General features: G+C 64.9%; 34 protein-coding genes. 30 read left to right on the top strand and 4 right to left on the bottom strand.

What is annotated here, in order from left to right:
• The 26 genes from rplD (at nucleotide 1) to GQ674_RS02645 (ending at nucleotide 14687) form a co-directional block, all read left to right on the top strand.
• A complete protein-coding gene (gene rplD / locus GQ674_RS02520) occupies nucleotides 1-606 on the top strand; it encodes a 50S ribosomal protein L4 (protein ID WP_038690296.1) in 606 nt (201 codons plus the stop codon).
• Nucleotides 603-902 carry a 50S ribosomal protein L23 gene (rplW, locus tag GQ674_RS02525; protein ID WP_038690294.1) on the top strand — a complete coding sequence of 100 codons (300 nt, stop codon included), beginning with the start codon at nucleotides 603-605 and terminating at the stop codon, nucleotides 900-902. The genes rplD and rplW overlap by 4 nt, the downstream gene beginning before the upstream one ends.
• A 10-nt stretch (nucleotides 903-912) precedes the next feature.
• Nucleotides 913-1740 carry a 50S ribosomal protein L2 gene (gene rplB, locus GQ674_RS02530; RefSeq protein ID WP_038690292.1) on the top strand — a complete coding sequence of 276 codons (828 nt, stop codon included), beginning with the start codon at nucleotides 913-915 and terminating at the stop codon, nucleotides 1738-1740.
• A gap of 6 nt (nucleotides 1741-1746) precedes the next feature.
• Entirely contained in the window at nucleotides 1747-2016 is a 270-nt protein-coding gene (gene rpsS / locus GQ674_RS02535; RefSeq protein WP_017355409.1) for a 30S ribosomal protein S19, read from the top strand.
• A 12-nt stretch (nucleotides 2017-2028) separates the two neighbouring features.
• Entirely contained in the window at nucleotides 2029-2364 is a 336-nt protein-coding gene (gene rplV / locus GQ674_RS02540) for a 50S ribosomal protein L22 (RefSeq protein ID WP_017355410.1), read from the top strand.
• Nucleotides 2365-2381: 17 nt separating this feature from the next.
• A complete protein-coding gene (rpsC, locus tag GQ674_RS02545) occupies nucleotides 2382-3113 on the top strand; it encodes a 30S ribosomal protein S3 (protein WP_038690288.1) in 732 nt (243 codons plus the stop codon).
• Between the two features lie 5 nt (nucleotides 3114-3118).
• Nucleotides 3119-3532, top strand: a complete 414-nt coding sequence (gene rplP, locus GQ674_RS02550; RefSeq protein WP_017355412.1) for a 50S ribosomal protein L16 — start codon at nucleotides 3119-3121, stop codon at nucleotides 3530-3532.
• Nucleotides 3532-3717: a 50S ribosomal protein L29 gene (gene rpmC, locus GQ674_RS02555; protein WP_017355413.1), complete on the top strand. Its 186-nt coding sequence runs from the start codon at nucleotides 3532-3534 to the stop codon at nucleotides 3715-3717. The genes rplP and rpmC overlap by 1 nt, the downstream gene beginning before the upstream one ends.
• An 11-nt stretch (nucleotides 3718-3728) precedes the next feature.
• Entirely contained in the window at nucleotides 3729-3998 is a 270-nt protein-coding gene (gene rpsQ, locus GQ674_RS02560; RefSeq protein WP_038692463.1) for a 30S ribosomal protein S17, read from the top strand.
• A gap of 13 nt (nucleotides 3999-4011) precedes the next feature.
• The gene (gene rplN / locus GQ674_RS02565) at nucleotides 4012-4380 is read left to right on the top strand and encodes a 50S ribosomal protein L14 (RefSeq protein ID WP_038690286.1); all 369 of its coding nucleotides are present in this window, start codon (nucleotides 4012-4014) and stop codon (nucleotides 4378-4380) included.
• A 16-nt stretch (nucleotides 4381-4396) separates the two neighbouring features.
• Nucleotides 4397-4714, top strand: a complete 318-nt coding sequence (gene rplX, locus GQ674_RS02570; RefSeq protein WP_017355416.1) for a 50S ribosomal protein L24 — start codon at nucleotides 4397-4399, stop codon at nucleotides 4712-4714.
• Between the two features lie 10 nt (nucleotides 4715-4724).
• Entirely contained in the window at nucleotides 4725-5267 is a 543-nt protein-coding gene (rplE, locus tag GQ674_RS02575; protein WP_038690283.1) for a 50S ribosomal protein L5, read from the top strand.
• Nucleotides 5268-5285: 18 nt separating this feature from the next.
• Nucleotides 5286-5591 carry a 30S ribosomal protein S14 gene (gene rpsN / locus GQ674_RS02580; protein ID WP_038690281.1) on the top strand — a complete coding sequence of 102 codons (306 nt, stop codon included), beginning with the start codon at nucleotides 5286-5288 and terminating at the stop codon, nucleotides 5589-5591.
• 262 nt (nucleotides 5592-5853) lie between these two features.
• The gene (gene rpsH, locus GQ674_RS02585; protein ID WP_019186156.1) at nucleotides 5854-6252 is read left to right on the top strand and encodes a 30S ribosomal protein S8; all 399 of its coding nucleotides are present in this window, start codon (nucleotides 5854-5856) and stop codon (nucleotides 6250-6252) included.
• Between the two features lie 18 nt (nucleotides 6253-6270).
• A complete protein-coding gene (rplF, locus tag GQ674_RS02590) occupies nucleotides 6271-6798 on the top strand; it encodes a 50S ribosomal protein L6 (protein ID WP_128095570.1) in 528 nt (175 codons plus the stop codon).
• A gap of 95 nt (nucleotides 6799-6893) precedes the next feature.
• Nucleotides 6894-7253 (top strand): 50S ribosomal protein L18, encoded by a 360-nt coding sequence (gene rplR / locus GQ674_RS02595; protein ID WP_038690277.1) that lies wholly within the window; start codon nucleotides 6894-6896, stop codon nucleotides 7251-7253.
• Nucleotides 7254-7411: 158 nt separating this feature from the next.
• On the top strand, nucleotides 7412-7954 hold the full coding sequence (gene rpsE / locus GQ674_RS02600; protein WP_038690276.1) for a 30S ribosomal protein S5: 543 nt from the start codon (nucleotides 7412-7414) through the stop codon (nucleotides 7952-7954).
• Nucleotides 7947-8138 (top strand): 50S ribosomal protein L30, encoded by a 192-nt coding sequence (gene rpmD, locus GQ674_RS02605; RefSeq protein WP_038690275.1) that lies wholly within the window; start codon nucleotides 7947-7949, stop codon nucleotides 8136-8138. Before rpsE ends, rpmD begins: the two co-directional genes overlap by 8 nt.
• A gap of 4 nt (nucleotides 8139-8142) precedes the next feature.
• The gene (gene rplO, locus GQ674_RS02610) at nucleotides 8143-8586 is read left to right on the top strand and encodes a 50S ribosomal protein L15 (RefSeq protein WP_128095569.1); all 444 of its coding nucleotides are present in this window, start codon (nucleotides 8143-8145) and stop codon (nucleotides 8584-8586) included.
• A gap of 3 nt (nucleotides 8587-8589) precedes the next feature.
• On the top strand, nucleotides 8590-9945 hold the full coding sequence (secY, locus tag GQ674_RS02615; RefSeq protein WP_038690265.1) for a preprotein translocase subunit SecY: 1356 nt from the start codon (nucleotides 8590-8592) through the stop codon (nucleotides 9943-9945).
• Nucleotides 9946-10306: 361 nt separating this feature from the next.
• A complete protein-coding gene (gene rpsM, locus GQ674_RS02620; protein ID WP_017355426.1) occupies nucleotides 10307-10663 on the top strand; it encodes a 30S ribosomal protein S13 in 357 nt (118 codons plus the stop codon).
• A 12-nt stretch (nucleotides 10664-10675) separates the two neighbouring features.
• On the top strand, nucleotides 10676-11065 hold the full coding sequence (gene rpsK / locus GQ674_RS02625) for a 30S ribosomal protein S11 (RefSeq protein ID WP_017355427.1): 390 nt from the start codon (nucleotides 10676-10678) through the stop codon (nucleotides 11063-11065).
• Nucleotides 11066-11079: 14 nt separating this feature from the next.
• Entirely contained in the window at nucleotides 11080-11709 is a 630-nt protein-coding gene (rpsD, locus tag GQ674_RS02630) for a 30S ribosomal protein S4 (RefSeq protein ID WP_038690262.1), read from the top strand.
• Between the two features lie 55 nt (nucleotides 11710-11764).
• Nucleotides 11765-12763 carry a DNA-directed RNA polymerase subunit alpha gene (rpoA, locus tag GQ674_RS02635; RefSeq protein ID WP_159495854.1) on the top strand — a complete coding sequence of 333 codons (999 nt, stop codon included), beginning with the start codon at nucleotides 11765-11767 and terminating at the stop codon, nucleotides 12761-12763.
• 201 nt (nucleotides 12764-12964) lie between these two features.
• Nucleotides 12965-13351 carry a 50S ribosomal protein L17 gene (gene rplQ / locus GQ674_RS02640; protein WP_038690259.1) on the top strand — a complete coding sequence of 129 codons (387 nt, stop codon included), beginning with the start codon at nucleotides 12965-12967 and terminating at the stop codon, nucleotides 13349-13351.
• Between the two features lie 829 nt (nucleotides 13352-14180).
• Nucleotides 14181-14687: a disulfide bond formation protein B gene (locus tag GQ674_RS02645; RefSeq protein WP_159495855.1), complete on the top strand. Its 507-nt coding sequence runs from the start codon at nucleotides 14181-14183 to the stop codon at nucleotides 14685-14687.
• Nucleotides 14688-14737: 50 nt separating this feature from the next.
• Here the strand turns inward: GQ674_RS02645 and GQ674_RS02650 are convergent, their stop codons facing one another.
• Nucleotides 14738-16858 (bottom strand): TonB-dependent receptor, encoded by a 2121-nt coding sequence (locus tag GQ674_RS02650; protein WP_159495856.1) that lies wholly within the window; start codon nucleotides 16856-16858, stop codon nucleotides 14738-14740.
• A 218-nt stretch (nucleotides 16859-17076) separates the two neighbouring features.
• Here GQ674_RS02650 and GQ674_RS02655 point away from each other — a divergent pair, with 218 nt between their 5' ends.
• Nucleotides 17077-18468 carry a 3-deoxy-7-phosphoheptulonate synthase class II gene (locus GQ674_RS02655; RefSeq protein WP_159495857.1) on the top strand — a complete coding sequence of 464 codons (1392 nt, stop codon included), beginning with the start codon at nucleotides 17077-17079 and terminating at the stop codon, nucleotides 18466-18468.
• 102 nt (nucleotides 18469-18570) lie between these two features.
• Nucleotides 18571-19704, top strand: a complete 1134-nt coding sequence (locus GQ674_RS02660) for a mechanosensitive ion channel family protein (RefSeq protein ID WP_159495858.1) — start codon at nucleotides 18571-18573, stop codon at nucleotides 19702-19704.
• Between the two features lie 138 nt (nucleotides 19705-19842).
• Here the strand turns inward: GQ674_RS02660 and GQ674_RS02665 are convergent, their stop codons facing one another.
• The 3 genes from GQ674_RS02665 to typA are packed head-to-tail and all read right to left on the bottom strand — an operon-like array spanning nucleotide 19843 to nucleotide 23870.
• Nucleotides 19843-21468, bottom strand: a complete 1626-nt coding sequence (locus tag GQ674_RS02665; RefSeq protein WP_159495859.1) for an amidase — start codon at nucleotides 21466-21468, stop codon at nucleotides 19843-19845.
• Between the two features lie 56 nt (nucleotides 21469-21524).
• The gene (locus GQ674_RS02670) at nucleotides 21525-22010 is read right to left on the bottom strand and encodes a DUF2127 domain-containing protein (RefSeq protein ID WP_159495860.1); all 486 of its coding nucleotides are present in this window, start codon (nucleotides 22008-22010) and stop codon (nucleotides 21525-21527) included.
• Nucleotides 22011-22022: 12 nt separating this feature from the next.
• Nucleotides 22023-23870: a translational GTPase TypA gene (typA, locus tag GQ674_RS02675; RefSeq protein ID WP_128097090.1), complete on the bottom strand. Its 1848-nt coding sequence runs from the start codon at nucleotides 23868-23870 to the stop codon at nucleotides 22023-22025.
• A 338-nt stretch (nucleotides 23871-24208) separates the two neighbouring features.
• Here typA and GQ674_RS02680 point away from each other — a divergent pair, with 338 nt between their 5' ends.
• On the top strand, nucleotides 24209-24700 hold the full coding sequence (locus GQ674_RS02680) for a peptidylprolyl isomerase (protein WP_038690243.1): 492 nt from the start codon (nucleotides 24209-24211) through the stop codon (nucleotides 24698-24700).
• A 152-nt stretch (nucleotides 24701-24852) separates the two neighbouring features.
• On the top strand, nucleotides 24853-25839 hold the full coding sequence (locus tag GQ674_RS02685) for a malate dehydrogenase (protein WP_038690241.1): 987 nt from the start codon (nucleotides 24853-24855) through the stop codon (nucleotides 25837-25839).
• Nucleotides 25840-25884: the final 45 nt, after the last annotated feature.

The raw sequence follows: 25884 nt of genomic DNA on the forward strand, positions 1-25884 counted from the left end.
ATGGAACTCGTTATCACGGGTAGCAATAACAAGGTCTCGGTCTCCGACGCCGTGTTCGGTCGCGATTTCAGCGAAGATCTGGTTCACCAGGTCGTTGTCGCCTATCGCAACGCCGGCCGCGCCGGCACCAAGGCACAGAAGACTCGCTCTGAAGTGGCTGGTACCACCAAGAAGTCGAAGAAGCAGAAGGGCGGCGGCGCGCGTCATGGCGCACTGACGGCTCCGATCTTCGTCGGCGGCGGTGTCACCTTCGCGGCCAAGCCGCGCAGCTTCGAGCAGAAGGTCAACCGCAAGCAGTACCGTGCAGCCATGTGCGCGATCCTGTCCGAGCTGAACCGTCAGGGCCGTCTGACCATCGTGGAGTCCTTCGATGTCGAAGCGACCAACACGAAGGCTCTGATCGCCAAGCTGGCCGGCCTGGAAGTGGGCAAGCGTCCGCTGATCGTCACCGAAGATGCTTCCGAGCACCTGTACCTGTCGGCGCGCAACATTCCCTACGTGGAAGTGCGTGACGTGCAGGGCCTGGACCCGGTGTCGCTGGTCGGTGCCGACACGGTCGTCATCACCGCTGACGCGGTCAAGAAGGTCGAGGAGTGGCTGGCATGAGCGCCAACGAGAAAATCTTCAGCGTTCTTCGCGCTCCGCGAGTCTCCGAAAAGACCGCGCGCCTGCAGGAACATTCCAACCAGTATGTCTTTGAAGTGTCGAACGAAGCGACCAAGGCCGATGTGAAGGCCGCGGTTGAGCAGCTGTTCGATGTCAAGGTCGAGTCGGTCAACGTGCTGAACGTGAAGGGCAAGAACAAGTCCTTCCGTAACCGCACCGGCCGTCGCGGCGATTGGCGCAAGGCATACGTGCGTCTCGCCGATGGCCAGTCCATCGATGTAACGGCCAAGGCCTGAGGTCCATCCCATGCCATTGATGAAATTCAAGCCCACTTCCCCCGGCCGCCGTTCGGCCGTGCGCGTGGTTACGCCCGATCTGCACAAGGGCGCACCGCACGCAGCGTTGCTGGAGCCGCAGAGCAAGTCCGGTGGTCGTAACCACCACGGCCGCATCACCACCCGTCACGTTGGTGGTGGCCACAAGCAGCACTACCGTGTCATCGACTTCAAGCGCAACAAGGAAGGCATTCCGGCGCGCGTGGAACGCATCGAATACGATCCGAACCGCACCGCCCATATCGCCCTGCTGTGCTACGTCGACGGCGAACGCCGCTACATCATCGCACCGAAGGGCCTGAAGGCCGGTGACCAGGTGATCGCGGGTTCGGATGCGCCGATCAAGACCGGTAACACGCTGCCGCTGCGCAACATCCCGGTCGGTACCACTGTCCACGGCATCGAACTGAAGCCGGGCAAGGGTGCTCAGATCGCGCGTGCCGCCGGCGCCGCCGTGCAGCTCGTCGCTCGTGAAGGTATCTACGCCACCCTGCGCCTGCGCTCGGGTGAAATGCGTAAGGTGCCGGTCGAGTGCCGCGCCACCATCGGTGAAGTCGGTAACGACGAACACAACCTGGAAAAGCTGGGCAAGGCTGGCGCCAAGCGCTGGCGCGGTGTCCGCCCGACCGTTCGTGGTGCTGCCATGAACCCGGTTGACCATCCGCACGGTGGTGGTGAGGCGAAGGCCGGCCAGGGTAATCCGCATCCGGTCACCCCGTGGGGTGTTCCGACCAAGGGTTACAAGACGCGCAAGAACAAGCGCACCCAGCAATTCATCGTCCGCGATCGTAGGGGCTAATCGACCATGGCACGTTCACTCAAGAAGGGCCCGTTCGTCGATCACCACCTCGTCAAGAAGGTGGAGGCCGCTGCGGGTAGCAAGAAGCCGATCAAGACCTGGTCGCGCCGTTCGATGATCCTGCCGGAAATGGTAGGCATCACCATCGCCGTTCATAACGGCAAGAACCACGTTCCGGTGCTCGTCAACGAGAACATGGTCGGCCACAAGCTCGGCGAATTTGCCATCACCCGGACCTTCAAGGGTCACGGTGGTGACAAGAAGTCGGGCAAGTAAGGAGAGATGACAATGGAAGCGAAAGCAATCCTGCGCTCCGCGCGCATCTCTGCGCAGAAAGCCCGCCTGGTCGCTGACCAGGTGCGCGGCCTGCCGGCCGAGCGTGCGGTCAACCTGCTGAAGTTTTCGGACAAGAAGGCTGCCCACCTGATCAAGAAGGTGGTGGAGTCGGCTATCGCAAATGCCGAAAACAACCAGGGCGCCGACGTCGACGAGCTGAAGGTTCAGACCATCATGGTAGATGAAGGTCCGACCCTGAAGCGTTTCATGGCGCGGGCGAAAGGCCGCGGCACCCGCATCCTCAAGCGCACCAGCCACATCACTGTGGTTGTGGGCGCCGGCAAGTAAGCGGAAAGGAAAACACCATGGGTCATAAAGTTCATCCGATTGGTATCCGCCTCGGTATTTCCAAGGACTGGAACTCCAAGTGGTACGCCAACAAGGGCGAGTTCGCTGGTTACCTGGCGGCCGACCTGAAGGTGCGGGAAATGCTGCGCAAGAAGCTTGCGCAGGCCGGCATCAGCAAGATCCTTATCGAGCGTCCGGCAAAGACCGCTCGCGTGACGATCCACACCGCCCGTCCGGGCGTGGTGATCGGCAAGCGCGGTGAGGACATCGAAAAGCTGCGTAAGGAAGTGAGCGAGATGATGGGCGTTCCGGCGCACATCAACGTCACCGAAGTGCGCAAGCCCGAGCTGGACGCACAGCTGGTTGCCGAGTCGATCGCGCAGCAGCTGGAGCGTCGCATCATGTTCCGCCGCGCCATGAAGCGCTCGGTCGGCAACGCGATGCGCCTGGGTGCCCTGGGCATCAAGGTCAACGTCGGTGGCCGCCTCAACGGTGCAGAAATCGCCCGTTCGGAGTGGTACCGCGAAGGCCGCGTGCCGCTGCACACGCTGCGTGCCGACATCGACTATGGCTTCGCTGAAGCCAAGACGACCTACGGCATCATCGGCATCAAGGTCTGGATCTACAAGGGCGAGGTTTTCGATTTCTCCCAGGTTGGCCAGGAAAAGCAGGACGATTCCCCGCGCAACGATCGTAACGATCGCGGCGACCGCGGTGACCGTCAGCGCCCGGCTCGTGAAGCGAGGTAACGGCAATGTTGCAACCCAAGCGAACCAAATACCGCAAGGTACACAAGGGCCGTAACGATGGCCTGAGCTGGAGCGCCAACGCTGTCAGCTTCGGCGAATACGGCCTGAAGGCAACCGCTCATGGTCAGCTGACCGCGCGTCAGATCGAAGCGGCTCGCCGCTCGATCAGCCGCTACGTCAAGCGCGGCGGCAAGATGTGGATCCGAGTGTTCCCCGACAAGCCGATCACCAAGAAGCCCATCGAAGTTCGAATGGGTTCTGGTAAGGGCAACGTGGAGTACTGGGTAGCCCAGATCCAGCCCGGCCGCATGATCTATGAAATTGAAGGTGTGGATGAAAGCGTGGCTCGCGAGGCGTTCCGCCTGGCAGCTGCCAAGCTCTCCGTGACCACCACCTTCGTGACCCGGACGGTGATGTAATGGATATCAAACAACTTCGCGAAAAGTCGGCTGACGATCTGAAGGCCCACCTGACCGACCTGCGTAAGGAGCAGTTCTCGCTCCGTATGCAGCAGGTTACTGGCCAGCTGCCGAAGACTCACGAAACCCGCCGGGTCCGCCGCGAGATTGCTCGCGTCAAGACCCTGCTCGGCAGCACCAAGTAAGGATGGCCGCGATGAGCGACAATACTGAAAACAAAGCGCTGCGCACGGTCGAAGGCCGTGTCGTCAGCAACAAGATGGACAAGACGGTCACCGTGTTGGTGGAACGCCTGGTCAAGCACGCCCTGTACGGCAAGTACATCAAGCGTTCGACCAAGCTGCACGCCCACGACGCCGACAATGCCTGCAACGAAGGCGATGTCGTCCGCGTGACCGAGATTGCTCCGATGTCCAAGACCAAGAACTGGCGCGTGGTGGAAGTCATCACGCGTGCGGCTGAATAAGGAGATCTGAATCATGATCCAGATGCAGAGCTACCTCGAGGTCGCGGACAATTCCGGTGCCAAGGAAGTGATGTGCATCAAGGTGCTGGGCGGCTCCAAGCGTCGCTACGCCCACATCGGTGACATCATCAAGGTCACCGTGAAGGATGCGATCCCGCGCGGCAAGGTCAAGAAGGGTGAAGTGTTCGACGCCGTCGTGGTGCGTACCCGCAAGGGTGTGCGTCGCGCCGACGGTTCGCTGATCCGTTTCGACGCCAACGCCGCGGTCCTGCTCAACAACAAGCAAGAGCCGATCGGCACCCGCATCTTCGGACCGGTGACGCGTGAACTTCGTACCGAGAAGTTCATGAAGATCGTCTCGCTCGCTCCCGAAGTGCTGTGAGCGACAGGAGATAATCATGGCTAACCGTATCAAGAAGGGCGACCAGGTCGTCGTCAACACCGGCAAGGACAAGGGCAAGCAGGGCGAAGTCGTCCGCGTCGACGGCGATCGTGTGATCGTCGCCAACGTGAACATCGTCAAGCGCCACACCAAGCCGAACCCGCAGGCAGGCGTTGCCGGCGGCGTGGTCGAGCGTGAAGCGTCGATCCATATCTCCAACGTGAATGTGCTGAACCCGGCTTCGGGCAAGGGCGAACGCGTTGGTTTCAAGGTGCTGGAGGATGGACGCAAACTGCGTGTGTTCCGCTCCAGCGGTGAGGCGCTCGACGCCTGAGGATGCGCTGATGAATACCCGTCTCGAAAAGTTCTACAAGGAAGAAGTGGTGCCGGCGCTGATGAAGCAGTTCGGCTACACCAATCCGATGCAGGTTCCGAAGCTGGTCAAGGTCACCCTGAACATGGGTGTCGGCGAAGCAGCCACGAACAAGAAGATCCTGGAAAATGCCGTCGCCGACATGGCCAAGGTCTCCGGCCAGAAGCCGATCGTGACCAAGTCCCGCGTCTCGGTGGCTTCGTTCAAGATCCGCGATGGTTGGCCGATCGGCTGCAAGACCACGCTGCGTCGTGAAAAGATGTATGAGTTCCTGGACCGCCTGATCAACATCTCGCTGCCGCGCGTGCGCGACTTCCGTGGTGTCTCGGGTCGTTCCTTCGACGGTCGCGGCAACTTCAACATGGGTGTGAAGGAACAGATCATCTTCCCGGAAATCGACTTCGACGCTGTCGACGCGATCCGCGGCATGGATATCGCCATCACCACCACCGCCAAGACCGACGCGGAAGCGAAGGCGCTGCTCGCAGCGTTCAAGTTCCCGTTCCGTAACTGATACGTCGAGGAAACTGAAATGGCAAAGACCTCCATGGTCAACCGCGATCTGAAGCGCGCCAAGCTGGCCGTCAAGTTCGCTGGCAAGCGTGAAGAGCTGAAGAAGATCATCTCCAGCCCGACCGCTTCCTACGCCGACAAGGCCGACGCTGTCGTGAAGTTGCAGAAGCTGCCGCGCGATTCGTCGCCGAGCCGCCACCGCAACCGCTGCGAACTGTCCGGCCGCCCGCGTGGCGTCTACAGCAAGTTCGGCCTCGGCCGCAACAAGCTGCGCGAAGCCACCATGCGTGGCGACGTGCCGGGCCTGCGCAAGGCCAGCTGGTAAGGGATTCGTCCCGGAACCTGCCCCGCATCCCCTGGGTGTGGGGCAGGGGGGGGCGACCGGTTGTTCAGGTTTGTTCCCAATTAAGGAGTCCGACGCAAGTCGGGCTCTTTTTGCCGTATACTTCCGCGTCTTGCTCCGTCACCGGGGCTGGCGCAGAGCGGACCGTTGGCCCGCTGAACAGGTAACAAGGGTTCTGGCCCATCCCAGGAACACAGCAAGATTTTCGCGAAAGCGGATATCGGTGCACTCAAAGGTATCGACTATGAGCATGACTGATCCCATCGCCGACCTGCTGGTACGCATCAAGAATGCGGCCGCGGTAGGCAAGCAGACGGTGAAGGCACCGTCCTCCAAGATCAAGGTTGCAATCGCAGAAGTGTTGAAGGCCGAAGGCTACATCACCGACCTGCGCGTGACCAAGATCGAGAACAACAAGGCCGAGCTTGAAATCGTCCTGAAGTATTTCGAAGGCAAGCCGGTCATCGAGACCCTGAAGCGCTTCTCGCGTTCGGGCCTGCGCCAGTACCGTGGCAAGTCTGAGCTGCCGAAGGTCCTCAACGGCCTGGGCATCTCCATCATCTCCACCTCCAAGGGCATCATGACTGATGCGCAGGCGCGCCAGTTGGGCGTCGGCGGCGAAGTCCTGTGCTTCGTGGCCTAAGGCGAGAAGGAACCAACTATGTCCCGCGTAGCCAAGAAGCCGGTCAACCTGCCCAAGGGCGTTGAACTGAACATCCAGCCGGAATCCGTCAGCGTGAAGGGCCCCAAGGGCACCCTGTCGCTGCCCAAGGTTGCTGGCGTTGAAATCACCGTCGACAACGGCGTGGCCACCCTGGCCGCCAACGACGAGAGCCTGATCGCACTGACCGGTACCGTGCGCGCCATCCTGGCCAACATGGTCAAGGGCGTCACCGACGGTTTCGAGCGCAAGCTCGAGCTGGTCGGCGTGGGTTACCGCGCCGCGATGCAGGGCAAGGACCTGAGCCTGTCCCTCGGTTTCTCGCACCCGATCGTGTTCGTGGCCCCGGAAGGCATCACCATCACCACCCCGACCCAGACCGAAGTGCTGGTCCAGGGCGCTGACAAGCAGCAGGTCGGTGAAGTGGCTGCCAAGATCCGTGGCTACCGTCCGCCGGAGCCCTACAAGGGCAAGGGTGTGAAGTACGCCGGCGAAGTCATCATTCGTAAGGAAGCCAAGAAGGCCTAATCAGGCGCGGGAACTTCCACGGGAACCCGGCGGTCAATCGCTGGGTTCCTCAAAGCAAAAGCCCGCTTCACTTCAGCTTTCAAGGAACTCAAATCATGAGCATCAACAAGAACATCGCCCGCCTGCGTCGCGCCAAGTCGACCCGTGCACACATCCGCGTTCTCGGCGTGCCGCGTCTGTCGGTGCTGCGCACCGGTCAGCACCTGTACGCCCAGGTCTTCACCGCCGATGGCTCCAAGGTGCTGGCGGCTGCCAACACCACCCAGGCCGACGTCAAGGAAGGCCTGAAGAACGGCAAGAACAGCGACGCCGCCGCCAAGGTGGGCAAGCTGGTCGCCGAGCGCGCCAAGGCTGCGGGCATCGAGAAGGTCGCTTTCGACCGCTCGGGCTACCGCTACCACGGCCGCATCAAGGCACTGGCCGACGCAGCCCGCGAAGGCGGCCTGCAGTTCTAAGGGATTCGGGGGCAGGGCACAGCCCTGCCTTCACCTGCCTGCCGGCGCGGGTTGCGCCGGGCGACGTCCTTCTTCTGCAGGGGCGAACGATTCACCGCACCACTTCACAGCTATAAGCGGCCTCGAGCCGTACATACTCAATCAATCAAGGAATCAACATGGCAGAAGAACGTCAGCAGCGGGGTCGCGATCGCGACCGTAACCGCGAAGAGAAAGTCGACGACGGCATGATCGAAAAGCTGGTCGCGGTCAACCGCGTCAGCAAGACCGTCAAGGGTGGTCGTCAGTTCACCTTCACCGCACTGACCGTGGTCGGTGACGGCGCAGGCAAGGTCGGTTTCGGCTACGGCAAGGCACGCGAAGTGCCGGTCGCCATCCAGAAGTCGATGGAGCAGGCCCGCAAGAACCTGGCCGACGTCGATCTGAACAACGGTACCCTGTGGCACCCGGTGAAGTCCGGCCACGGCGCAGCCCGCGTGTTCATGATGCCGGCCTCCGAAGGTACCGGTGTGATTGCCGGTGGTGCCATGCGCGCCGTGCTGGAAGCCGTTGGCGTCAAGAACGTGCTGGCCAAGGCCGTTGGTTCGCGCAACCCGATCAACCTGGTTCGCGCCACGTTGAAGGGTCTGAGCGAAATGCAGTCGCCGGCCCGCATCGCGGCCAAGCGCGGCAAGAAGGTGGAGGATCTCAACCATGGCTAATGACACCACCAAGACCGTCAAGGTTCGTCTGGTTCGCGGCCTGCGTGGTGCCCAGGCGCGTCATCGCCTGTCGGTGCGTGCGCTGGGTCTGGGCAAGCTCAACGATGTTCGTGAACTGAAGGACAGCCCGCAGGTTCGCGGCCTGATCAACAAGGTCCACTACCTCGTCAAGGTTGAGGAATAATCCAATGACCATGCATCTGAATGAATTGAGCCCGGCACCGGGCGCTCGCAAAGAGCGTACCCGCGTCGGTCGTGGTATCGGCTCCGGCCTGGGCAAGACCTGCGGCCGCGGCCACAAGGGTTCGTTCGCCCGCAAGGGTGGCGGCAAGATCAAGGCGGGCTTCGAAGGCGGCCAGACCCCCATGCAGCGTCGTCTGCCGAAGGTCGGTTTCCGTTCCAAGATTGCCAAGGACACCGCTGAAGTCCTGTCCTACCAGCTGGAACGCCTGGAAGCCGGCGAGATCGACTTTGCCGCGCTGCGCGCTGCCAAGCTGGTCCCGAGCTCCGCAAAGCGTGCCAAGATTGTCATGAAGGGCGACGTCACCAAGGCGTTCACCCTGAAGGGCGTCGCTGCAACGGCCAGTGCCAAGGCCGCGATCGAAGCTGCCGGCGGCAGCGTACAGGAGTAAGACATGGCGCAAGCTGGCATTGGTAACCTCGGCGGCGGGCTCGGCAAGTTCACGGAACTTCGCCAGCGTCTGCTGTTCGTCATCGGGGCATTGATCGTCTATCGCATCGGCTGTTATGTGCCGGTGCCGGGCGTGAATCCCGATGCCATGCTTGCGCTCATGCAGGCGCAGGGCGGCGGCATCGTGGACATGTTCAACATGTTCTCGGGCGGCGCCCTGCACCGTTTCAGCATTTTTGCGCTGAACGTGATGCCGTACATCTCGGCGTCCATCGTGATGCAGCTGGCGGTCCATATCTTCCCGGCATTGAAGGCAATGCAGAAGGAAGGTGAGTCGGGCCGTCGCAAGATCACCCAATATTCCCGCATCGGGGCCGTGTTGCTGGCCGTGGTGCAGGGCGGCAGCATCGCGCTGGCGCTGCAGAACCAGCTGTCGCCGAGCGGCGCGCCGGTTGTGTACGCCCCGGGCATGGGCTTCGTGCTCACCGCCATCGTTGCGCTGACCGCCGGTACGATCTTCCTGATGTGGGTTGGCGAGCAGGTCACCGAGCGTGGCATCGGCAACGGCGTCTCGCTGATCATCTTCGCCGGCATCGTGGCCGGTCTGCCGGGCGCGGTCATCCACACCGTGGAAGCCTACCGTGACGGCAACATGAGCTTCATCGCGCTGCTGCTGATCGTGCTGGTGGTGCTGGCCTTCACCTACTTCGTGGTGTTCGTCGAGCGTGGCCAGCGTCGGATCACGGTGAACTACGCGCGCCGCCAGGGCGGTCGCAACGCGTACATGAACCAGACTTCGTTCCTGCCGTTGAAGCTGAACATGGCGGGCGTGATCCCGGCCATCTTCGCCTCGTCGATCCTGGCGTTCCCCACCACCCTGGCCATGTGGTCCGGCCAGGCCAGTTCGGCCACCTGGCTGCAGAAGGTCGCCAACGCGCTGGGTCCGGGCGAGCCGCTGCACATGATCGTCTTCGCCGCGCTGATCACCGGTTTCGCGTTCTTCTATACCGCGCTGGTGTTCAACTCGCAGGAAACCGCGGACAACCTGAAGAAGTCGGGCGCCTTGATTCCGGGCATCCGTCCGGGCAAGGCGACGGCCGACTATGTCGACGCCGTGCTGACCCGCCTGACCGCCGCCGGTTCGCTGTACCTGGTGATCGTCTGCCTGCTGCCGGAAATCATGCGCACCCAGCTGGGCGCGTCGTTCTACTTCGGTGGCACCTCGCTGCTGATCGTGGTGGTGGTGGTGATGGACTTCATTGCGCAGATCCAGGCGCACCTGATGTCGCACCAGTACGAGAGCCTGCTGAAAAAGGCCAACCTGAAGGGCGGCAATCGCGGCGGTTTTGCCCGCGGCTGATAAGCCTGTTACACTTTCGTCTTCCTGACGTGATGGTCCTCCGCTTCGCGGACCTGGCCACACAAACGAAGGGCGGCCCCCGCAGCGGTTCCGGGTGGGGGTGAGATCGGGTGGTCCCGCGCGGGAGTAGCGCGGGCGTCACCGGGAAGGGCATCAAGGTGCCATTTCCTGGGGTCAACCTGATCCGGCGCCGGAGCCTGGGCACACTCCCTGGGCCAAGTTCGTGAAACCTTGTGTTTCACGGGCTTCCAAGTAAACCGGAACCTTGTTAGTATCGCTAGTTCACTTTTTTGATCCATCCTGCCGGATTGGCGCGCCCCATGGTGCGCTGTCGGCCATCACTCAGCTGGAGAACCGCGTCATGGCGCGTATTGCAGGCGTCAACCTGCCAGCCCAGAAGCACGTCTGGGTCGGGTTGCAAAGCATTTACGGCATCGGCCGTACCCGTTCGAAGAAGGTCTGCGACGCCGCAGGCGTTACCTCGACCACCAAGATCCGCGATCTGTCGGAGCCGGAAATCGAGCGTCTGCGCTCGGAAGTGGCCAAGTACATCGTGGAAGGCGATCTGCGCCGTGAAATCGGTATCGCGATCAAGCGCCTGATGGATCTGGGCTGCTACCGCGGTCTGCGTCACCGTCGCGGTCTTCCGCTGCGTGGCCAGCGCACCCGTACCAACGCCCGCACCCGCAAGGGCCCGCGCAAGGCGATCAGGAAGTAAGGGACCTAAGAAATGGCTAAGCCCGTCGCTAAGACCAAGAAGAAGATCAAGCGCGTCGTCACTGACGGCGTCGCCCACGTCCACGCTTCTTTCAACAACACCATCGTGACCATCACCGACCGTCAGGGCAACGCTCTTTCGTGGGCGACCTCCGGTGGCGCTGGCTTCCGCGGTTCGCGCAAGTCCACCCCGTTCGCTGCCCAGGTGGCTGCCGAGAAGGCCGGCCGTGCCGCGCTCGACTACGGCGTCAAGTCCCTGGAAGTCCGCATCAAGGGCCCGGGTCCGGGTCGTGAGTCGGCCGTGCGCTCGCTGAACAATGTGGGCTACAAGATCACCAACATCATCGACGTGACGCCAATCCCGCACAACGGGTGCCGTCCGCCGAAGAAGCGTCGCGTCTAAAGGAGCGATAAGAAATGGCTCGTTATATCGGTCCTACCTGTAAGCTCGCCCGCCGCGAAGGCGCCGACCTTTCCCTCAAGAGCCCGGCGCGTGCGCTGGACTCCAAGTGCAAGCTGGAGCAGAAGCCCGGCCAGCACGGCGCCACTGCCCGTAAGGGCAAGCTGTCCGACTACGCTACCCAGCTGCGCGAAAAGCAGAAGGTCAAGCGTATCTACGGTCTGCTGGAGCGTCAGTTCCGCAACTACTACAAGAAGGCCTCGACCAAGAAGGGCAACACCGGCGAGAACCTCCTGCAGCTGCTGGAAACCCGCCTGGACAACGTTGTCTACCGCATGGGCTTCGCTGTGACCCGTCCGGCTGCCCGTCAGCTGGTCTCGCACCGCGGTGTCACCGTGAACGGCAAGTCGGTCAACCTGGCTTCTTACCAGGTCAAGGCTGGCGACGCTGTTGCGCTGTCCGAGAAGGCTGCCAAGCAGCTGCGCGTTCAGGAAGCCCTGACCGTGTCGGCCACGCACGACCTGCGTCCGTCGTGGGTTGAAGTGGATTCCGGCAAGTTCGCCGGCATCTTCAAGGCGGTTCCGGATCGTGCGGACCTGCCTGCGGATATCAACGAAGCGCTGATCGTCGAGTTGTATTCGAAGTAATTCACATTGGAGAATCCCCGGCGACGGCCGGGGATTCACTAGGAGAACCCGCAACATGACGGTTACCGCCAACCAGGTTCTGCGTCCTCGCGGTCCGCAGATCGAACGCCTTACCGACACCCGCGCCAAGGTCGTTATCGAACCCTTGGAGCGTGGTTACGGGCATACGCTGGGCAATGCCCTGCGTCGCGTGCTGCTGTCGTCCATCCCGGGCTTCGCCATCACGGAAGTTGAGATCGACGGCGTGCTGCACGAGTACACCACTCTTGAAGGCTTGCAGGAGGACGTGCTTGAAGTCCTGCTCAACCTGAAGGACGTGGCGATCCGTATGCATACCGGTGACAACGCAACCGTGTCGCTGTCCAAGCAGGGTCCGGGTGTCGTGTCTGCTGCCGATATCAAGGTCGATCACAACGTCGAGATCCTCAACAACGACCATATCATTTGCCACCTGACCAAGGACACGGCAATCAATATGCGTTTGAAGGTCGAGCGTGGTTTCGGCTACCAGCCGGCGGCCGCGCGTCGTCGTCCGGATGAAGAAACCCGTGCCATCGGTCGTCTGGTCCTGGACGCCTCGTTCTCGCCGGTCCGTCGCGTCGCCTATTCGGTGGAAGCGGCCCGCGTCGAACAGCGTACCGATCTGGACAAGCTGGTGCTGGACATCGAAACCAACGGCACGATCGATGCCGAGGAAGCCGTGCGCACTGCCGCGGACATCCTCAGCGATCAGCTGTCGGTCTTCGGTGACTTCACCCACCGCGACCGCGGTGCTGCCAAGCCGGCCAACAACGGCGTGGATCCGGTGCTGCTGCGCCCGATCGACGATCTGGAATTGACCGTTCGCTCGGCCAACTGCCTGAAGGCAGAGAGCATTTACTACATCGGCGATCTGATCCAGAAGACCGAAGTGGAACTGCTCAAGACCCCGAACCTCGGCAAGAAGTCGCTGACCGAGATCAAGGAAGTCCTCGCACAGCGCGGTCTTTCGCTCGGCATGAAGCTGGAGAACTGGCCGCCGGCCGGTGTCGCCCAGCACGGCATGCTCGGCTGATCCAGCGCTACGCAAGATGCTTGACCCCGCACCTTCGGGTGCGGGGGCTTTACCCGCAGTACCTCGCATCGACAGGCCCATAGCCTGCGGTGACGGTCGGCCAGGAGGGCCGGCATCGGACCAACCGCAGTCCAAGCAGCAACGCCAGGATGGCGACAGCGATACCCAACCGATCCAACATTCAATCAAGGAATCACGTCCATGCGTCACATGAAGTCCGGCCGCAAGTTCAACCGCACCAGCGCCCACCGCGAAGCTATGTTCAAGAACATGGCTGCCTCGCTGTTCAAGCACGAGCTGATCAAGACCACGCTGCCGAAGGCCAAGGAACTGCGCCGCGTCGCCGAGCCGCTGATCACCCTGGCCAAGGTCGATTCTGTCGCCAACCGTCGTCTGGCCTTCGCCCGTCTGCGTGACAACGAAGCCGTGGGCAACCTGTTCACCATCCTGGGCCCGCGCTACGCGACCCGTCCGGGTGGCTACCTGCGTCTGCTGAAGTGCGGCTTCCGCGCTGGCGACAACGCTCCGATGGCCTACGTCGAACTGGTCGACCGTCCGGCTGCCGTGGCTGAAGCCGTCGAAGAATAATCGACGCGCAACACCCGTAATTCGGTGAAGAACCCGGCCTTGTGCCGGGTTTTTCCGTTTGTGGGGTAGGGGTTTGTTGGTGTGTTGATCTACGGCAACGGCAACGGCAACGGCCAGGCGCGTCGCGTACTACGGAGGGGCGCTGGTGTGGGTGGGTGTACGGGACACGCCGCAAGTCCCGCTCCGCGGCCCAGCCCAGCCGCTGGCGGCTGTGCGTTCGGACGCATGCGAGGCAATGCCTCGCAAGCAATGCGTCCTCACCCATGTAGGCTCCGTCGCGCCATCCATGGCGCTCAGGGTCCCGTAGACCCACCCACACCAGCGCCTGGACAGTCGGTCGGTGCGCATGGGAAGGGCCGAGCCATGCACCTCAACCCCAGCGCGCGTTTGCGCCAGCGGACGTGCAGCCAATCACGTTGCTCGATAGCTTGTTGTTCAATTGCCTGCGGCACCAGCGAACTGTCAGGCGGCGGTACGGGTGGGTTGGCGGGACCCTGAGCCGCATGGGTCCGACGCATGCGTCGGACGGGCTGGGCAGGACGCCCAGCCCCGGCCTTGCCGAGCGCGCAGGATTGCGCACTCGCGCAAGCGGCGACGGAGCCTCCAGGGACGGATTCACGGTGTGTCCCGCCAATCCACCCGTACCGACGCCCCTTCCGGGGCAAGGAGTCAAAGGCATTCGCTCTTGCTGTCGGGTCACAGCCAAGATCTCAAACGTCAACAGAACACGCTGTCTGGTCCAGCGGGCCGATAGCCGGTAGGTCGGCAGGGGCCGGGGCCTGCGGCGCCCTGTTAATCTTGGCGCCTTGCACGTTCATGAGTGTTGCCAATGAATCCACTGCGCTGGAATTACCGCGCCCAGTTCCTGCTGGGGTTCCTGATCTGCGCCGGGCTGCTCGCCTATGCGATCTTCCTGCAGCTGAAGATCGGACTCGAGCCGTGCCCGTTGTGCATCTTCCAGCGCCTGGCGTTCGCCGCGCTCGGCCTGCTGTTCCTGATTGGCGCCCTGCATGGGCCGCGCGAGCGTGCCGGCCGTGGCACCTATGGCGTGCTGGCCTTCATCGCCGCGGCCGTCGGGATGGGCATTGCCGGCCGTCACGTCTACGTGCAGCTGCTGCCCAAGGATATGGGGTCGAGCTGCGGCCCGCCGCTGGCCTTCCTCAGCGAAACCATGGGCCCGCTCGAAGTGCTCCGTACCGTGCTGACCGGCACCGGCGATTGCGGCAACATCGACTGGCGTTTCCTCGGCCTCACCATGCCCATGTGGAGCCTGGTGTGGTTCGTGCTGCTGGCCGGTTGGGCGCTGTACGCCTCGTTCCGCAAGCGCCGCGCCTGATCCTGCGCCTCCGGGCCCGCCGGCGTATGGCCGGCGGACCGGATAGCCATTTAGAAGTCCTGCTGCAGGCTCAGGTAGGCGCCACGGCGCGGGCCCCACTGCGGGGCGAACACCCCGATGCCGCCGCCGTCGCGCAGCTGGTAACTGCGATCCAGTGCGTTGACCAGCGCCAGCTGGGCGTGCAGCGGGTGCCCGCTGTCGGCGTTGAAGTCGTGCGCCGCGCTCAGGTTCACCTGCAGGTAGGACGGCAGCTCGCCGCCGTTGGGCACGCCCTCGATATCCGAGCGCAGCCCACTGCCGAACACATAGTTGGCGCCCACCCGGTTGTGGCCAGCGAAGGCGTAGCTCAGCCCGCCCGATGACGTCAGCTTCTGGTCGTGGTCCAGGTGGATCCAGTTGTCCTGCACGTAGGCCAGCGCCTCCGGGTCCAGGTTGTACTGGCCGGTGAGCACGTGCTTGCCCATCGCCTTGTTGTAGGCCGCATTGACGTAGGCACTCAGCGGGCCCCGGCTGTAGTCCGCACTGAACTCCACCCCGTGGATGTGGCCGCGGCGGTAGTTGAAGGTCGAGTAGATGTAGGCCGCGCCGAACTGGCCTTCGTCCTGCAGGCGATCGACCTTGCGGTCGTAGGCGTCCAGTCCCAGCGTGAGATGCTCGCCGACCTGCTGGGAGATGCCCACGTCGTAGTAGTCGCTGCGCTCGGACAGCGGCGTGGTGCTGCCGATGGCCGGCTGCGCATTGGTGGTGCCGTCGTACAGCGCGATGTCGCTGCCGGCCACCAGCTCGCTGGCCGGGGGCGTGAAGTAGCGCGAGTAGCCCGCGTGCACGGTAGTGCTGTCGGTGGCGTTCCAGACCACGCCCAGGCGCGGGCTGAGCTGGCCTTCGGTGCCGCCGAAGGCCCGGTACCGGTCGCCACGCAGGCCGTAGTTGAGCGTCCAGTCGGTGCCGATGCGCCACTCGTCCTGCACGTACAGCGCCGTGGCGCTGGCGTGGAAGGCGCTGGCGTCGGGGATCACCCGCGGCGTGGTGCTGGCCTGGTTGCCGTCCGCGTCGACCGGGAACACCCAGGCGGTACTGCCCGCCCGTGCACGCTCGCTGTTGGCGTACAGGCCGTAACGCAGGGTGTGGTTGTCGCCCAGCGGGGTGGAGAAGTCGGCCTGCACTGTACTGGCGCGGTTGCTGCGCTGTACCTGCGAGGCCACCCCGCTGAAGACCAGGTCGCCGGCCACGTCCGGGTTGAACGCCAGGTCACTGTACCGCTGCCCCGCCGAGACCTGGTAGGCGGTGTCGCCCAGCGTGCCCTGCAGCGCCAGCATGCCGAAGCGGGTGGTCTCGCGCTGGGTCTCGTCCAGCTGCGCCGAGTCCTGCCCGGCGGTATCCAGATAGCCGAACTGCGGCGCCTGGCCGGGGTTGGTGGGGATCTGGAAGCGGTTGTTGGCGAACCCGGCGAACAGGCTCAGCCGGGTGCTGTCGTTGACTAGGTAGGTGAGGTCGGCGAACGCCTTGCCCTGGTGGGTGTCGTCATGATCGGGCCGGCGCGACGCAGTCGGGTTTTCCAGGCCCACCTGGTTCTGGTTGTAGTTGCCGGTCAGGTACCAGCTCCAGCGGCCCTGGCTGCCCCACCAGGAGGCGTTGGGGTTGAGCGTACCGAACGACCCGGTGGTGAGGCCGGCGCTGCCGCCATTGCCCAGCGCGGCGCCGCTGCGGGTGGTGATGTCCACCACGGCGGCGGTGCGCTCGCCGAACTGGGCCGGCAGCGCGCCATCCATCAGGCGGATGCTCTTGATCGTGCGCGCGTCCAGGGTCTGGCCGAAGCCGGAGATCGATTCGGGCAGCAGGACCCCGTTGAGGCGGTACTGCAGGTTGGCGTGGTCACCCCGCACGTGGACCCCGCCGTAGCTGTCCTGGACCACGCCAGGGGCCTGCAGCAGCACCTGGCTGAGCGGGGCGGAGGCACCCAGCGGCTGCTTCTGGATGTCCTCGGCGGTGATCTGGTACTGGCTGCTGCCGATGTCCGGCGACAGCGTATTGCGGGCCTGGTCGAGCTGGGCACTGACGGTCACCGTATCCAGGTCGGTGACCGCGGGCGTGGCGGGGGCGTCGGCCAGGGCGGGCAGGCTGGTGGCGGCAAGGGCGAAGGCAATGGCGGCGGTGAGCGCAGAGGGCTTCATGGGCGGGCGTTGGCTGGGCAGGGAAGGGGGTGCCGGCCTGGCAGTGTTACTCCGTAACAAATCATGCGCCTGTCCGCTGGCCCATGGGCATGCCGTTCGTGGCCGATCGCGCGGGCCGTTTTCCGGCGTTCAGCTGCCGCCACCGGGCGCGTGCCGCTTTGCGTGGGCGGCGCGCTCTGCGACCATGGCCGGTCCCCACCCCCTCCCGGAAGTCCGTGATGAGCCCGTCCGCCCCGCCCGTAGCCGATCCTGTCGCGACCGATGTCGATACCGCCTGGTCGCCGGAAAGCTGGCGCGGCAAGCCCGCGCTGCAGATGCCGACCTATCCCGACCCGCTGGCACTGGACGCGTCCCTGCACGAGCTCAAGCGGCTGCCGCCGCTGGTCACCTCCTGGGAAATCCTGGCGCTCAAGCAGCAGCTGGCCGATGCGCAGGAGGGCAAGCGCTTCCTGCTGCAGGGCGGCGACTGCGCCGAGAACTTCAGCGACTGCGAGTCCACCACCATTTCCAACCGGCTCAAGGTGCTGCTGCAGATGAGCCTGGTGATGGTGCACGGCATGCGCAAGCCGGTGATCCGGGTGGGCCGCTTCGCCGGCCAGTACGCCAAGCCGCGCTCGGCCGATACCGAAACCCGCGACGGCGTGACCCTGCCCAGCTACCGCGGCGATGTGATCAACGCGCCGGAGTTCACCGAAGCGGCGCGCCTGCCCGATCCGCGCCGGATGCTGCAGGCGCATGCGCATTCGGCGATGACCATGAACTTCGTGCGGGCGCTGATCGACGGCGGCTTCGCCGACCTGCACCACCCCGAATACTGGAACCTGGACTGGGTGCAGCATTCGCCGCTTGCCGCCGACTACCAGAAGATGGTCGCGTCGATCGGCGACGCGGTGCACTTCATGGAGACGCTGGCCGGCGCGCGCGTGCACAACCTCAACCGGATCGATTTCTACACCTCGCACGAAGCGCTGCTGCTGCCCTACGAGCAGGCGCTGACCCGCCAGGTGCCGCGCCAGCAGGGCTGGTTGAACCTGAGCACGCACTATCCGTGGATCGGCATGCGCACCGCCGCGCTCGATGGTGCGCACGTGGAATACCTGCGCGGCGTGCGCAATCCGATTGCAATCAAGGTGGGCCCGTCGGTGCAGCCGGACCAGCTGCTGCGCCTGATCGACGTGCTCAACCCCGATGACGAACCCGGCCGCCTGAGCTTCATCCACCGCATGGGCGCGGCGCATATCGCCGAGAAGCTGCCGCCGCTGCTGGAGGCGGTCAAGCGCGACGGGCGCCGCGTGCTGTGGGTGTGCGATGCGATGCACGGCAACACCGAAAGCACCAGCAACGGCTACAAGACCCGTCGCTTCGACAACGTGCGGGGTGAAGTGGAGCTGTCCTTCGACCTGCATGCGGCCGCTGGCACCCGCCTGGGCGGCGTGCATCTTGAACTGACCGGTGAAGACGTCACCGAGTGCACCGGCGGCGCGCGCGAGCTGACCGAGCGCGACCTGGAGCGCGCCTACCGTTCGTCGGTGGATCCGCGCCTGAACTACGACCAGTCACTGGAGATCGCCATGGCGATCGTGCGCAAGCAGCAGCATTACGGCGCCTGACGCAGCGGACGCCGTCCACGTGCGGCTTACATCCGGCTGACATGCCGGTCATGGCCACGCTGGCATCCTGCGGTCTTCCGTTGAAGACCGCAGGAGCGTGCAGTGACAGTGGACGGGCAACAGGCGGGGTTGTATCTGTGGCCGATCGGCATCGCGCTGGCGGTGGGTTTCACGGGCTGGTGGCTGCTGATGGCGCTGACCCGCCGCCTCAAGGGGCGTGACTACCGACGTGCGCGCATTGCACGGGTGATCAGCCGCCCGCTGGCGTTCGCGCTGCCGTTGCTGCTGCTCGTCCCCGCGCTGGAGGCCACGCCGCTGCAGGGGCGCTGGCTGGACGGCTCGCTGCGCATGCTGCACATCGGGCTGACCGCCTGCTTCATCTGGTTGCTGGTGCGCGCGGTGGCCGCCGGCGAGCAGGCGATCCTGCGCGACCACCCGATGGAGGTGGCCGACAACCTCGAGGCGCGCCGCGTGCAGACCCAGACCCGGGTGCTGAGCCGGGTGCTGATGGGCGCGATCATCCTGGTCGGCGTGTCGCTGATCCTGCTCACCTTCCCGATGGTGCGCCAGATCGGGACTGCGTTGCTGGCTTCGGCCGGCATCATCGGCCTGGTCGCGGGTATCGCCGCCAAGCCGGTGTTCGGCAACCTGATCGCCGGCCTGCAGATCGCCTTGACCCAGCCGATCCGGCTGGACGACGTGGTGATCGTGGAGGGCGAGTGGGGCCGGGTCGAGGAGATCGGCAGCAGCTACGTGGTGGTGCGCATCTGGGATGAGCGGCGGATGGTGGTGCCGCTGACATGGTTCATCGAAAACCCATTCCAGAACTGGACCCGGCGCAGCGCCGACCTGCTGGGCACCGCGTTCCTGTGGCTGGACTACCGGGCGCCGATCGCGGCGATCCGCGCCGAGCTGGAGCGTATCTGCAAGGGCGAAGCGCTGTGGGATGGCCGGGTGTGCGTGACCCAGGTGACCGAGACCACCGACCACACGCTGCAGGTGCGCCTGCTGGTCAGCGCGCGCAACTCCGGCGACGCCTTCGACCTGCGCTGCATCGTGCGCGAGCGGATGCTGGATTTCCTGGCCCGCGAACATCCGCAGGCGCTGCCGCGCACGCGTGCCGAACTGTTGCAGCAGCCGGATCCCGGTCTACGTGGCCCACGCTCCCAGCCGGCCGACGATGTGCGCTCGCCGGGTGCCGAGGATGGCGCGCCGGCGATCCAGCCGGAACCGTAGCGGGCGTGGTTGGTCGATGCCTCGTCGCCCGGCCAACGGTCGGGCGCTACCGGGGTGTAGCCAGGCGCACGGGTGATGGATCGGTGGCGCGAACGTGCCGAGGTCCGGTTGGTACCGACCGTTGGTCGGTACGCCCCCTCAGGGCGGGCTGATGTGCGGCAGCAGGCTGTTGGTCTGGAACCGCGGCGGGCGCCGGGCGCGGGTGCGCTGCTCGTAGGCGTAGGCCAGTTCGATCAGACGGGGCTCGCTCCAGGCCGTGCCCATGAATAGCAGGCCCAGCGGCAGGCCGTCCACGTGCGCCATCGGCACGCTCAGGCTGGGGTAGCCGGCTACCGCGGCGGCGCTGTAGCTCTCGCCCGGGAAATCATCGCCCGCGCCGGCGCGGATCGGCCAGGCGACGCCGGTGGTGGGGGCGATCAGTGCGTCCAGCTGCTGCGCGCGCAGCGCGGCGTCGATGCCGTCCGGTCCGGCCAGGCGCCGTGCCTGACTGCGCGCGGCGATGTAGGTCGCATCGCCCAGCCCGCCTACCGCGGCCGCCTCGTCCATCAGGTCCTGGCCGAACGGCAGCAGCTCCTTGTCGGCGTGCTCACGGTTCCAGGCGATCACCTGGTCCAGGCTGCGCACCGGCGCGTTGTGGCGGGTCAGGTAGCGCTGCAGGCCGGCCTTGAACTCATGCAGCAGCACGATGCGCTCGGCCTCCTGCCACTGGCCCTGGGTGGGCAGCTGGACCGGCACCACCACGGCACCGGCCTCGCGCAGCACGCCGATCGCGTGCTGCAGCGCCGGGGCGATTCCCGGCCGCTGGTCCAGCGGGCCCTGCAGCACGCCGATGCGCGCGCCGCGCAGGCTGTCGGCGTTCAATCGGGCGGTGTAGTCGTACACCGCCCGCCCGGGCATGGTCGCGGTCGCCGGGTCGGCGTCGTCGCGGCCGGCCATGGCGGTCAGCAGGGCCGCGGCGTCGGCGACGCTGCGCGTCATCGGCCCGGCGGTGTCCTGGCTGAAGGAGATCGGGATGATGCCCTCACGGCTGATCAGCCCGACGGTGGGCTTGAGGCCGACCACACCGTTGATTGCCGCCGGGCAGACGATGCTGCCGTCGGTTTCGGTGCCCACGGCGGCGGCCGCCAGGTTGGCCGCCACCGCCACCGCGCTGCCGCTGCTGGAGCCGCACGGGTTGTGGCTGAGCCGGTAGGGGTTGCGGGTCTGGCCGCCGCGCGCGCTCCAGCCGGAAATGGACTGGCTGGAGCGGAAATTGGCCCACTCGCTGAGGTTGGTCTTGCCCAGCACCACCGCGCCGGCCGCGCGCAGGCGGGTGACCAGGAACGCGTCGTCGGGGCGGAATTTCGCCAGCGCCAGCGAGCCGGCGCTGTTGCTCATCGGGCGCGCGCCGATGTTGTCCTTGAGCAGCACGGGGATGCCGTGCAGCGGACCGCGCAGTTGCCCACGCCGACGTTCGGCATCCAGGGCGGCGGCGTCCTTGAGGGCGTCGGGATTGAGTTCGATCACCGCGTGGAGGCGCGGGCCGGCGCGGTCAAGGCGGGCGATCCGTTCCAGGTAAGCGCGGGTCAGGGTAACGCTGTCCAGGGCACCGGCGGTCATCTGCGCCTGCAGATCGGCGATGTCGGTCTCGGCGTAGGCGAAGGGGATGTCGGGGGGCGGCACCGCAGGGGCGGCGTGCGCTTCGCTGGCATGGACCGGGGCGGGCGCAGGCGCGCAGCCGCACAGCGACACGAGCATCACTATCGATGTCAGCGGCAGACGCATCAGGGTGTCCCGGAAACCGGCGCTCAGGCTAACCAGCCGATGCCACGCGTTGCAACTCAGTGCAGGGCGGTCGGCCTGGGATGACGCTTGCGGATATCGCGGGCGAGCACGCCGACCACGATCAGGTTGATCACCAGCACCGACCACGAGGCCCAGCCAGGGTGACGGATGATGGCGTAGATATCGAACGGCAGGTAGATGCCGGCAGTGACGCAGCCCAGCCAGGAGGCCCAGGCCTTGGCGCGCCAGAGGCCCCAGGCCTCGAAAAGATGCAGCACCCCGTAGGCCAGCATGGCCACCGCGGCCAGGTGCACCGCATCGGGATTGATCATGTTGAGCAGCGAGGGCAGGGTGCCGTGATCCGGGTCCAGACTGAAGCGCCGGATCAGGGCATTGACCGCGTCGCGCAGTGGCTGCGGGCCGAGTACTTCCAGCCCGGTTGCCGCCAACAGCGCCAGGACCGCCTTGCTGGCTTCCAGCAAGGCGATCAGGTGCAACCCCGGATGCTTGTGAGGATCCGGGTTGTAGGGCTTGTCGGTCACGACAGGGTCCTATCAGCCGCCGCGCGATGCCTTCTTGCGGTCGCTTTCGGTCAGGCCCTTCTTGCGCAGGCGGATTTCCTTCGGGGTGATCTCGACCAGCTCGTCGTCTTCGATGAAGTCCAGAGCCTGTTCCAGCGAGTACTTGATCGCCGGGGTCAGCTGGATCGCATCGTCCTTGCCCGAAGCGCGCATGTTGGTCAGCGGCTTGGTCTTGATGGCGTTGACGGTCAGGTCGTTGTCCTTGGAGTGGATGCCGACCAGCTGGCCTTCATACACGTTGTCGCCTTCAGCAGCGAACAGCTTGCCGCGTTCCTGCAGCGGCCCCAGGGAGTACGCCGGGGTGGCACCCGGGGCATTGGCGATCATCACGCCGTTCTGGCGCTTGGCGATGGCGCCCTGTTCCTTCGGACCGTAATGGTCGAACACGTGGAACAGCAGGCCCGAACCCTGGGTCAGGGTCTTGAACTCGTTCTGGAAACCGATCAGGCCACGGGCCGGGATCTGGTATTCCAGGCGCACGCGGCCCTTGCCGTCCGGCTCCATGTTCTTCAGCTGGCCCTTGCGGGTGCCTAGCTTTTCCATCACGCCGCCCTGGTGCTGTTCTTCGATGTCCACCACCAGCTGCTCGATCGGCTCCATGGCCTGGCCGTCGATGTGCTTGATGATCACTTCCGGGCGCGACACGGCCAGCTCGTAGCCTTCACGACGCATGTTTTCGATCAGCACCGACAGGTGCAGTTCGCCACGGCCGGAGACCAGGAACTTGTCGGCGTCTTCCAGCTGTTCGACCTTCAGGGCCACGTTGTGGACCTGCTCGCGGTCCAGACGGTCCTTGATCTGGCGGCTGGTCAGGAACTTGCCACCGGACAGGTCCTTGTTGCCGGCGAACGGCGAGTTGTTGACCTGGAAGGTCATCGAGATGGTCGGCTCGTCGACGGTCAGGGCCGGCAGCGCTTCCGGGGTGTCCGGGTGGCACAGGGTGTCGGAGATGGTCAGCTCGGCGATGCCGGAGATGGCCACGATGTCACCGGCTTCGGCGGTGTCCTGCTCGATGCGCTCCAGGCCCAGGAAGCCCAGCACCTGCGCGACCTTGCCGTTGCGCTTCTTGCCTTCACGGTCGATCACCGCGACCTGCATGTTCTTCTTCAGGGTGCCGCGCTGGATGCGGCCGATGCCGATCACGCCCACGAAATTGTTGTAGTCCAGCTGGCTGATGCGCATCTGGAACGGGCCATCCGGGTCCACTTCCGGCTTCGGCGCGTGCTGCATGATCGCTTCGTACAGCGGGGTCATGTCGCCGTCGCGCACGGTGTCTTCCAGGCCGGCGTAGCCGTTCAGGGCCGAGGCGTAGACGATCGGGAAGTCGAGCTGTTCATTGGTGGCGCCGAGCTTGTCGAACAGGTCGAAGACCTGGTCGATCACCCAATCCGGACGCGAGCCCGGGCGGTCGACCTTGTTGACCACGACGATCGGCTTGAAGCCCATCGCGAAGGCCTTCTGGGTGACGAAGCGGGTCTGCGGCATCGGGCCGTCCATCGCGTCGACGAGGATCAGCACGGTGTCCACCATGGACAGCACGCGCTCCACTTCGCCGCCGAAGTCGGCGTGTCCCGGGGTGTCGACGATGTTGATCCGGTTCTTGATACCGGTCTTCTTGTCTTCCCAGGTGATGGCCGTGTTCTTGGCCAGGATGGTGATGCCGCGTTCCTTTTCCTGGTCATTGCTGTCCATCACGCGCTCGGCGAGCACGGTGCGCTCGGAGAGGGTGCCGGACTGCTTGAGCAGCTGGTCGACGAGGGTGGTCTTACCGTGGTCGACGTGGGCGACGATGGCGATGTTGCGAAGATTTTCGATAGACATGCGAAAGGGGGCCAGTCGGCGCCGGATTTGGAAAAAGAAGTCCAACATTATACGGCCAAGATGACCAATCGCGAAAAGTGCCTCGTAAGCCTTGCCGGACGGGCATTCAGGTAGTGCCGGCCGCTGGCCGGCAACCCCAGAACCCCGGCGGGTTTTGCCTGGCTGCCGCCCGTGGCCGGCACTACCCCCATCCCTGAGGCATTCAGCAAAGCCTTTCCGTGCCGGCGCGGAGGTGCCTGGGCGCGTGGCGACGCGTTTGTCCAACAGGCGCCCGTTGGTCAGGGGGCGCGGTGTATCCTATGGAGCTAACGACAAACCCCCGTACCCCAAGGATTTGCATGTCCCTCATCGCCACTTTCGACACCACCCAGGGCCCGATCAAGGTCGAGCTGTTCGCCGACAAGGCCCCGCTGACGGTTGCCAACTTCGTCAACCTGGTCAAGCGCGGCTTCTATGACGGCCTGGTCTTCCACCGCGTGATCCCGGACTTCATGATCCAGGGCGGCTGCCCGAAGGGTCAGGGCACCGGCGGCCCGGGCTACAAGTTCGAAGACGAGAAGAACGGCGTGCGCCATCAGGTGGGCTCGCTGTCGATGGCCAATGCCGGTCCGAACACTAACGGCAGCCAGTTCTTCATCACCCACATCAAGACCGACTGGCTGGACGGCAAGCACACCGTGTTCGGCCAGGTCCTGGACGGCCAGGCCATCGTTGACTCGGTCAAGCAGGGCGACGTGATCCATTCGATCACCTTGGAAGGCGACACCGACGCCGTGCTGGCCGCCCAGGCCGAGCGCGTGGCCGAGTGGAACAAGCTGATCCCGGCCTGATCCCGAAAAACACGAACGGCCCCCTGCAAAGGGGGCCGTTTCTACGTTCCGGCCGCCCCGCCAGGCCCGTCCCCGCCCGCGCGGCCATCTCCCACACAGCTACTTAGCCGGCCAGCGGCCGGCACTACAGCTTCTTAGCAGAGGAAATCCCCATGAAAGCACCTGTTCGTGTTGCCGTGACCGGCGCCGCCGGCCAGATCGGCTACGCCCTGCTGTTCCGCATCGCCTCCGGCGAAATGTTGGGCAAGGACCAGCCGGTCATCCTGCAGCTGCTCGAGCTGCCGGTGGACAAGGCCCAGGCCGCGCTGCGCGGCGTGATGATGGAACTGGAAGACTGCGCGTTCCCGCTGCTGGCCGGCATGGTCGGCACCGATGACGCCGAAGTGGCCTTCAAGGATGCCGACATCGCCCTGCTGGTCGGCGCGCGTCCGCGCGGCCCGGGCATGGAGCGCAAGGATCTGCTGCTGGAAAACGCCAAGATCTTCACCGCGCAGGGCGCGGCGCTGAACAAGGTCGCCAGCCGCAACGTAAAGGTGCTGGTGGTCGGCAACCCGGCGAACACCAACGCCTACATCGCCATGAAGTCGGCGCCGGACCTGAACCCGCGCAACTTCACCGCCATGCTGCGCCTGGACCACAACCGCGCGCTGAGCCAGCTGTCGTCCAAGCTGGGCAAGTCGGTCGGTGGCATCGAGAAGCTGGTCGTGTGGGGCAACCACAGCCCGACCATGTACCCGGACTACCGTTTCGCCACCGCCGATGGTGCGTCGGTTGCCGATGCGATCAACGACCAGGAATGGAACGCCGGCACCTTCATCCCGACCGTGGGCAAGCGCGGCGCGGCGATCATCGAAGCCCGTGGCTCCTCCTCGGCCGCCTCGGCCGCCAATGCCGCCATCGACCACGTGCGCGACTGGGTGCTGGGCAGCAACGGCAAGTGGGTGACCATGGGCGTGCCGTCCGACGGTTCCTACGGCATCCCGGAAGGCGTGATCTTCGGCTTTGCGGTGACCACCGAAAACGGTGAGTACACCCTGGTCAAGGACCTGCCGGTGGACGACTTCAGCCAGAAGTACATCGACAAGACCCTGGCCGAGCTGGAAGAAGAGCGCAGCGGCGTGGCCCACCTGCTGGGTTGATCGACCCGAGGCGACCTGCCGGCCCTGTGCCGGTACCCGTCGCCC

The organism is Stenotrophomonas sp. 364, assembly GCF_009832905.1.
In the GTDB taxonomy this organism is placed as follows: Bacteria; Pseudomonadota; Gammaproteobacteria; order Xanthomonadales; family Xanthomonadaceae; genus Stenotrophomonas; species Stenotrophomonas maltophilia_AP.

What these genes read in the sequence shown, in the direction of transcription:
- rpmC (WP_017355413.1), top strand. Translation starts at nt 3,532, where the DNA reads ATGGATATCAAACAACTTCGCGAAAAGTCGGCTGACGATCTGAAGGCC.
- rpsC (WP_038690288.1), top strand. Translation starts at nt 2,382, where the DNA reads ATGGGTCATAAAGTTCATCCGATTGGTATCCGCCTCGGTATTTCCAAG.
- rplX (WP_017355416.1), top strand. Translation starts at nt 4,397, where the DNA reads ATGGCTAACCGTATCAAGAAGGGCGACCAGGTCGTCGTCAACACCGGC.
- rplP (WP_017355412.1), top strand. Translation starts at nt 3,119, where the DNA reads ATGTTGCAACCCAAGCGAACCAAATACCGCAAGGTACACAAGGGCCGT.
- rpmD (WP_038690275.1), top strand. Translation starts at nt 7,947, where the DNA reads ATGGCTAATGACACCACCAAGACCGTCAAGGTTCGTCTGGTTCGCGGC.
- rpsM (WP_017355426.1), top strand. Translation starts at nt 10,307, where the DNA reads ATGGCGCGTATTGCAGGCGTCAACCTGCCAGCCCAGAAGCACGTCTGG.
- secY (WP_038690265.1), top strand. Translation starts at nt 8,590, where the DNA reads ATGGCGCAAGCTGGCATTGGTAACCTCGGCGGCGGGCTCGGCAAGTTC.
- GQ674_RS02665 (WP_159495859.1), bottom strand. Translation starts at nt 21,468, where the DNA reads ATGCGTCTGCCGCTGACATCGATAGTGATGCTCGTGTCGCTGTGCGGC.
- GQ674_RS02680 (WP_038690243.1), top strand. Translation starts at nt 24,209, where the DNA reads ATGTCCCTCATCGCCACTTTCGACACCACCCAGGGCCCGATCAAGGTC.
- rpsS (WP_017355409.1), top strand. Translation starts at nt 1,747, where the DNA reads ATGGCACGTTCACTCAAGAAGGGCCCGTTCGTCGATCACCACCTCGTC.
- rpsK (WP_017355427.1), top strand. Translation starts at nt 10,676, where the DNA reads ATGGCTAAGCCCGTCGCTAAGACCAAGAAGAAGATCAAGCGCGTCGTC.
- rpsE (WP_038690276.1), top strand. Translation starts at nt 7,412, where the DNA reads ATGGCAGAAGAACGTCAGCAGCGGGGTCGCGATCGCGACCGTAACCGC.
- rpsD (WP_038690262.1), top strand. Translation starts at nt 11,080, where the DNA reads ATGGCTCGTTATATCGGTCCTACCTGTAAGCTCGCCCGCCGCGAAGGC.
- GQ674_RS02645 (WP_159495855.1), top strand. Translation starts at nt 14,181, where the DNA reads ATGAATCCACTGCGCTGGAATTACCGCGCCCAGTTCCTGCTGGGGTTC.
- rplE (WP_038690283.1), top strand. Translation starts at nt 4,725, where the DNA reads ATGAATACCCGTCTCGAAAAGTTCTACAAGGAAGAAGTGGTGCCGGCG.
- GQ674_RS02650 (WP_159495856.1), bottom strand. Translation starts at nt 16,858, where the DNA reads ATGAAGCCCTCTGCGCTCACCGCCGCCATTGCCTTCGCCCTTGCCGCC.
- rplV (WP_017355410.1), top strand. Translation starts at nt 2,029, where the DNA reads ATGGAAGCGAAAGCAATCCTGCGCTCCGCGCGCATCTCTGCGCAGAAA.
- rplF (WP_128095570.1), top strand. Translation starts at nt 6,271, where the DNA reads ATGTCCCGCGTAGCCAAGAAGCCGGTCAACCTGCCCAAGGGCGTTGAA.
- rplR (WP_038690277.1), top strand. Translation starts at nt 6,894, where the DNA reads ATGAGCATCAACAAGAACATCGCCCGCCTGCGTCGCGCCAAGTCGACC.
- rplB (WP_038690292.1), top strand. Translation starts at nt 913, where the DNA reads ATGCCATTGATGAAATTCAAGCCCACTTCCCCCGGCCGCCGTTCGGCC.
- rplO (WP_128095569.1), top strand. Translation starts at nt 8,143, where the DNA reads ATGACCATGCATCTGAATGAATTGAGCCCGGCACCGGGCGCTCGCAAA.
- rplW (WP_038690294.1), top strand. Translation starts at nt 603, where the DNA reads ATGAGCGCCAACGAGAAAATCTTCAGCGTTCTTCGCGCTCCGCGAGTC.
- GQ674_RS02655 (WP_159495857.1), top strand. Translation starts at nt 17,077, where the DNA reads ATGAGCCCGTCCGCCCCGCCCGTAGCCGATCCTGTCGCGACCGATGTC.
- GQ674_RS02685 (WP_038690241.1), top strand. Translation starts at nt 24,853, where the DNA reads ATGAAAGCACCTGTTCGTGTTGCCGTGACCGGCGCCGCCGGCCAGATC.
- rplN (WP_038690286.1), top strand. Translation starts at nt 4,012, where the DNA reads ATGATCCAGATGCAGAGCTACCTCGAGGTCGCGGACAATTCCGGTGCC.
- rpsN (WP_038690281.1), top strand. Translation starts at nt 5,286, where the DNA reads ATGGCAAAGACCTCCATGGTCAACCGCGATCTGAAGCGCGCCAAGCTG.
- rplD (WP_038690296.1), top strand. Translation starts at nt 1, where the DNA reads ATGGAACTCGTTATCACGGGTAGCAATAACAAGGTCTCGGTCTCCGAC.
- typA (WP_128097090.1), bottom strand. Translation starts at nt 23,870, where the DNA reads ATGTCTATCGAAAATCTTCGCAACATCGCCATCGTCGCCCACGTCGAC.
- rpsH (WP_019186156.1), top strand. Translation starts at nt 5,854, where the DNA reads ATGAGCATGACTGATCCCATCGCCGACCTGCTGGTACGCATCAAGAAT.
- rpsQ (WP_038692463.1), top strand. Translation starts at nt 3,729, where the DNA reads ATGAGCGACAATACTGAAAACAAAGCGCTGCGCACGGTCGAAGGCCGT.
- rplQ (WP_038690259.1), top strand. Translation starts at nt 12,965, where the DNA reads ATGCGTCACATGAAGTCCGGCCGCAAGTTCAACCGCACCAGCGCCCAC.
- rpoA (WP_159495854.1), top strand. Translation starts at nt 11,765, where the DNA reads ATGACGGTTACCGCCAACCAGGTTCTGCGTCCTCGCGGTCCGCAGATC.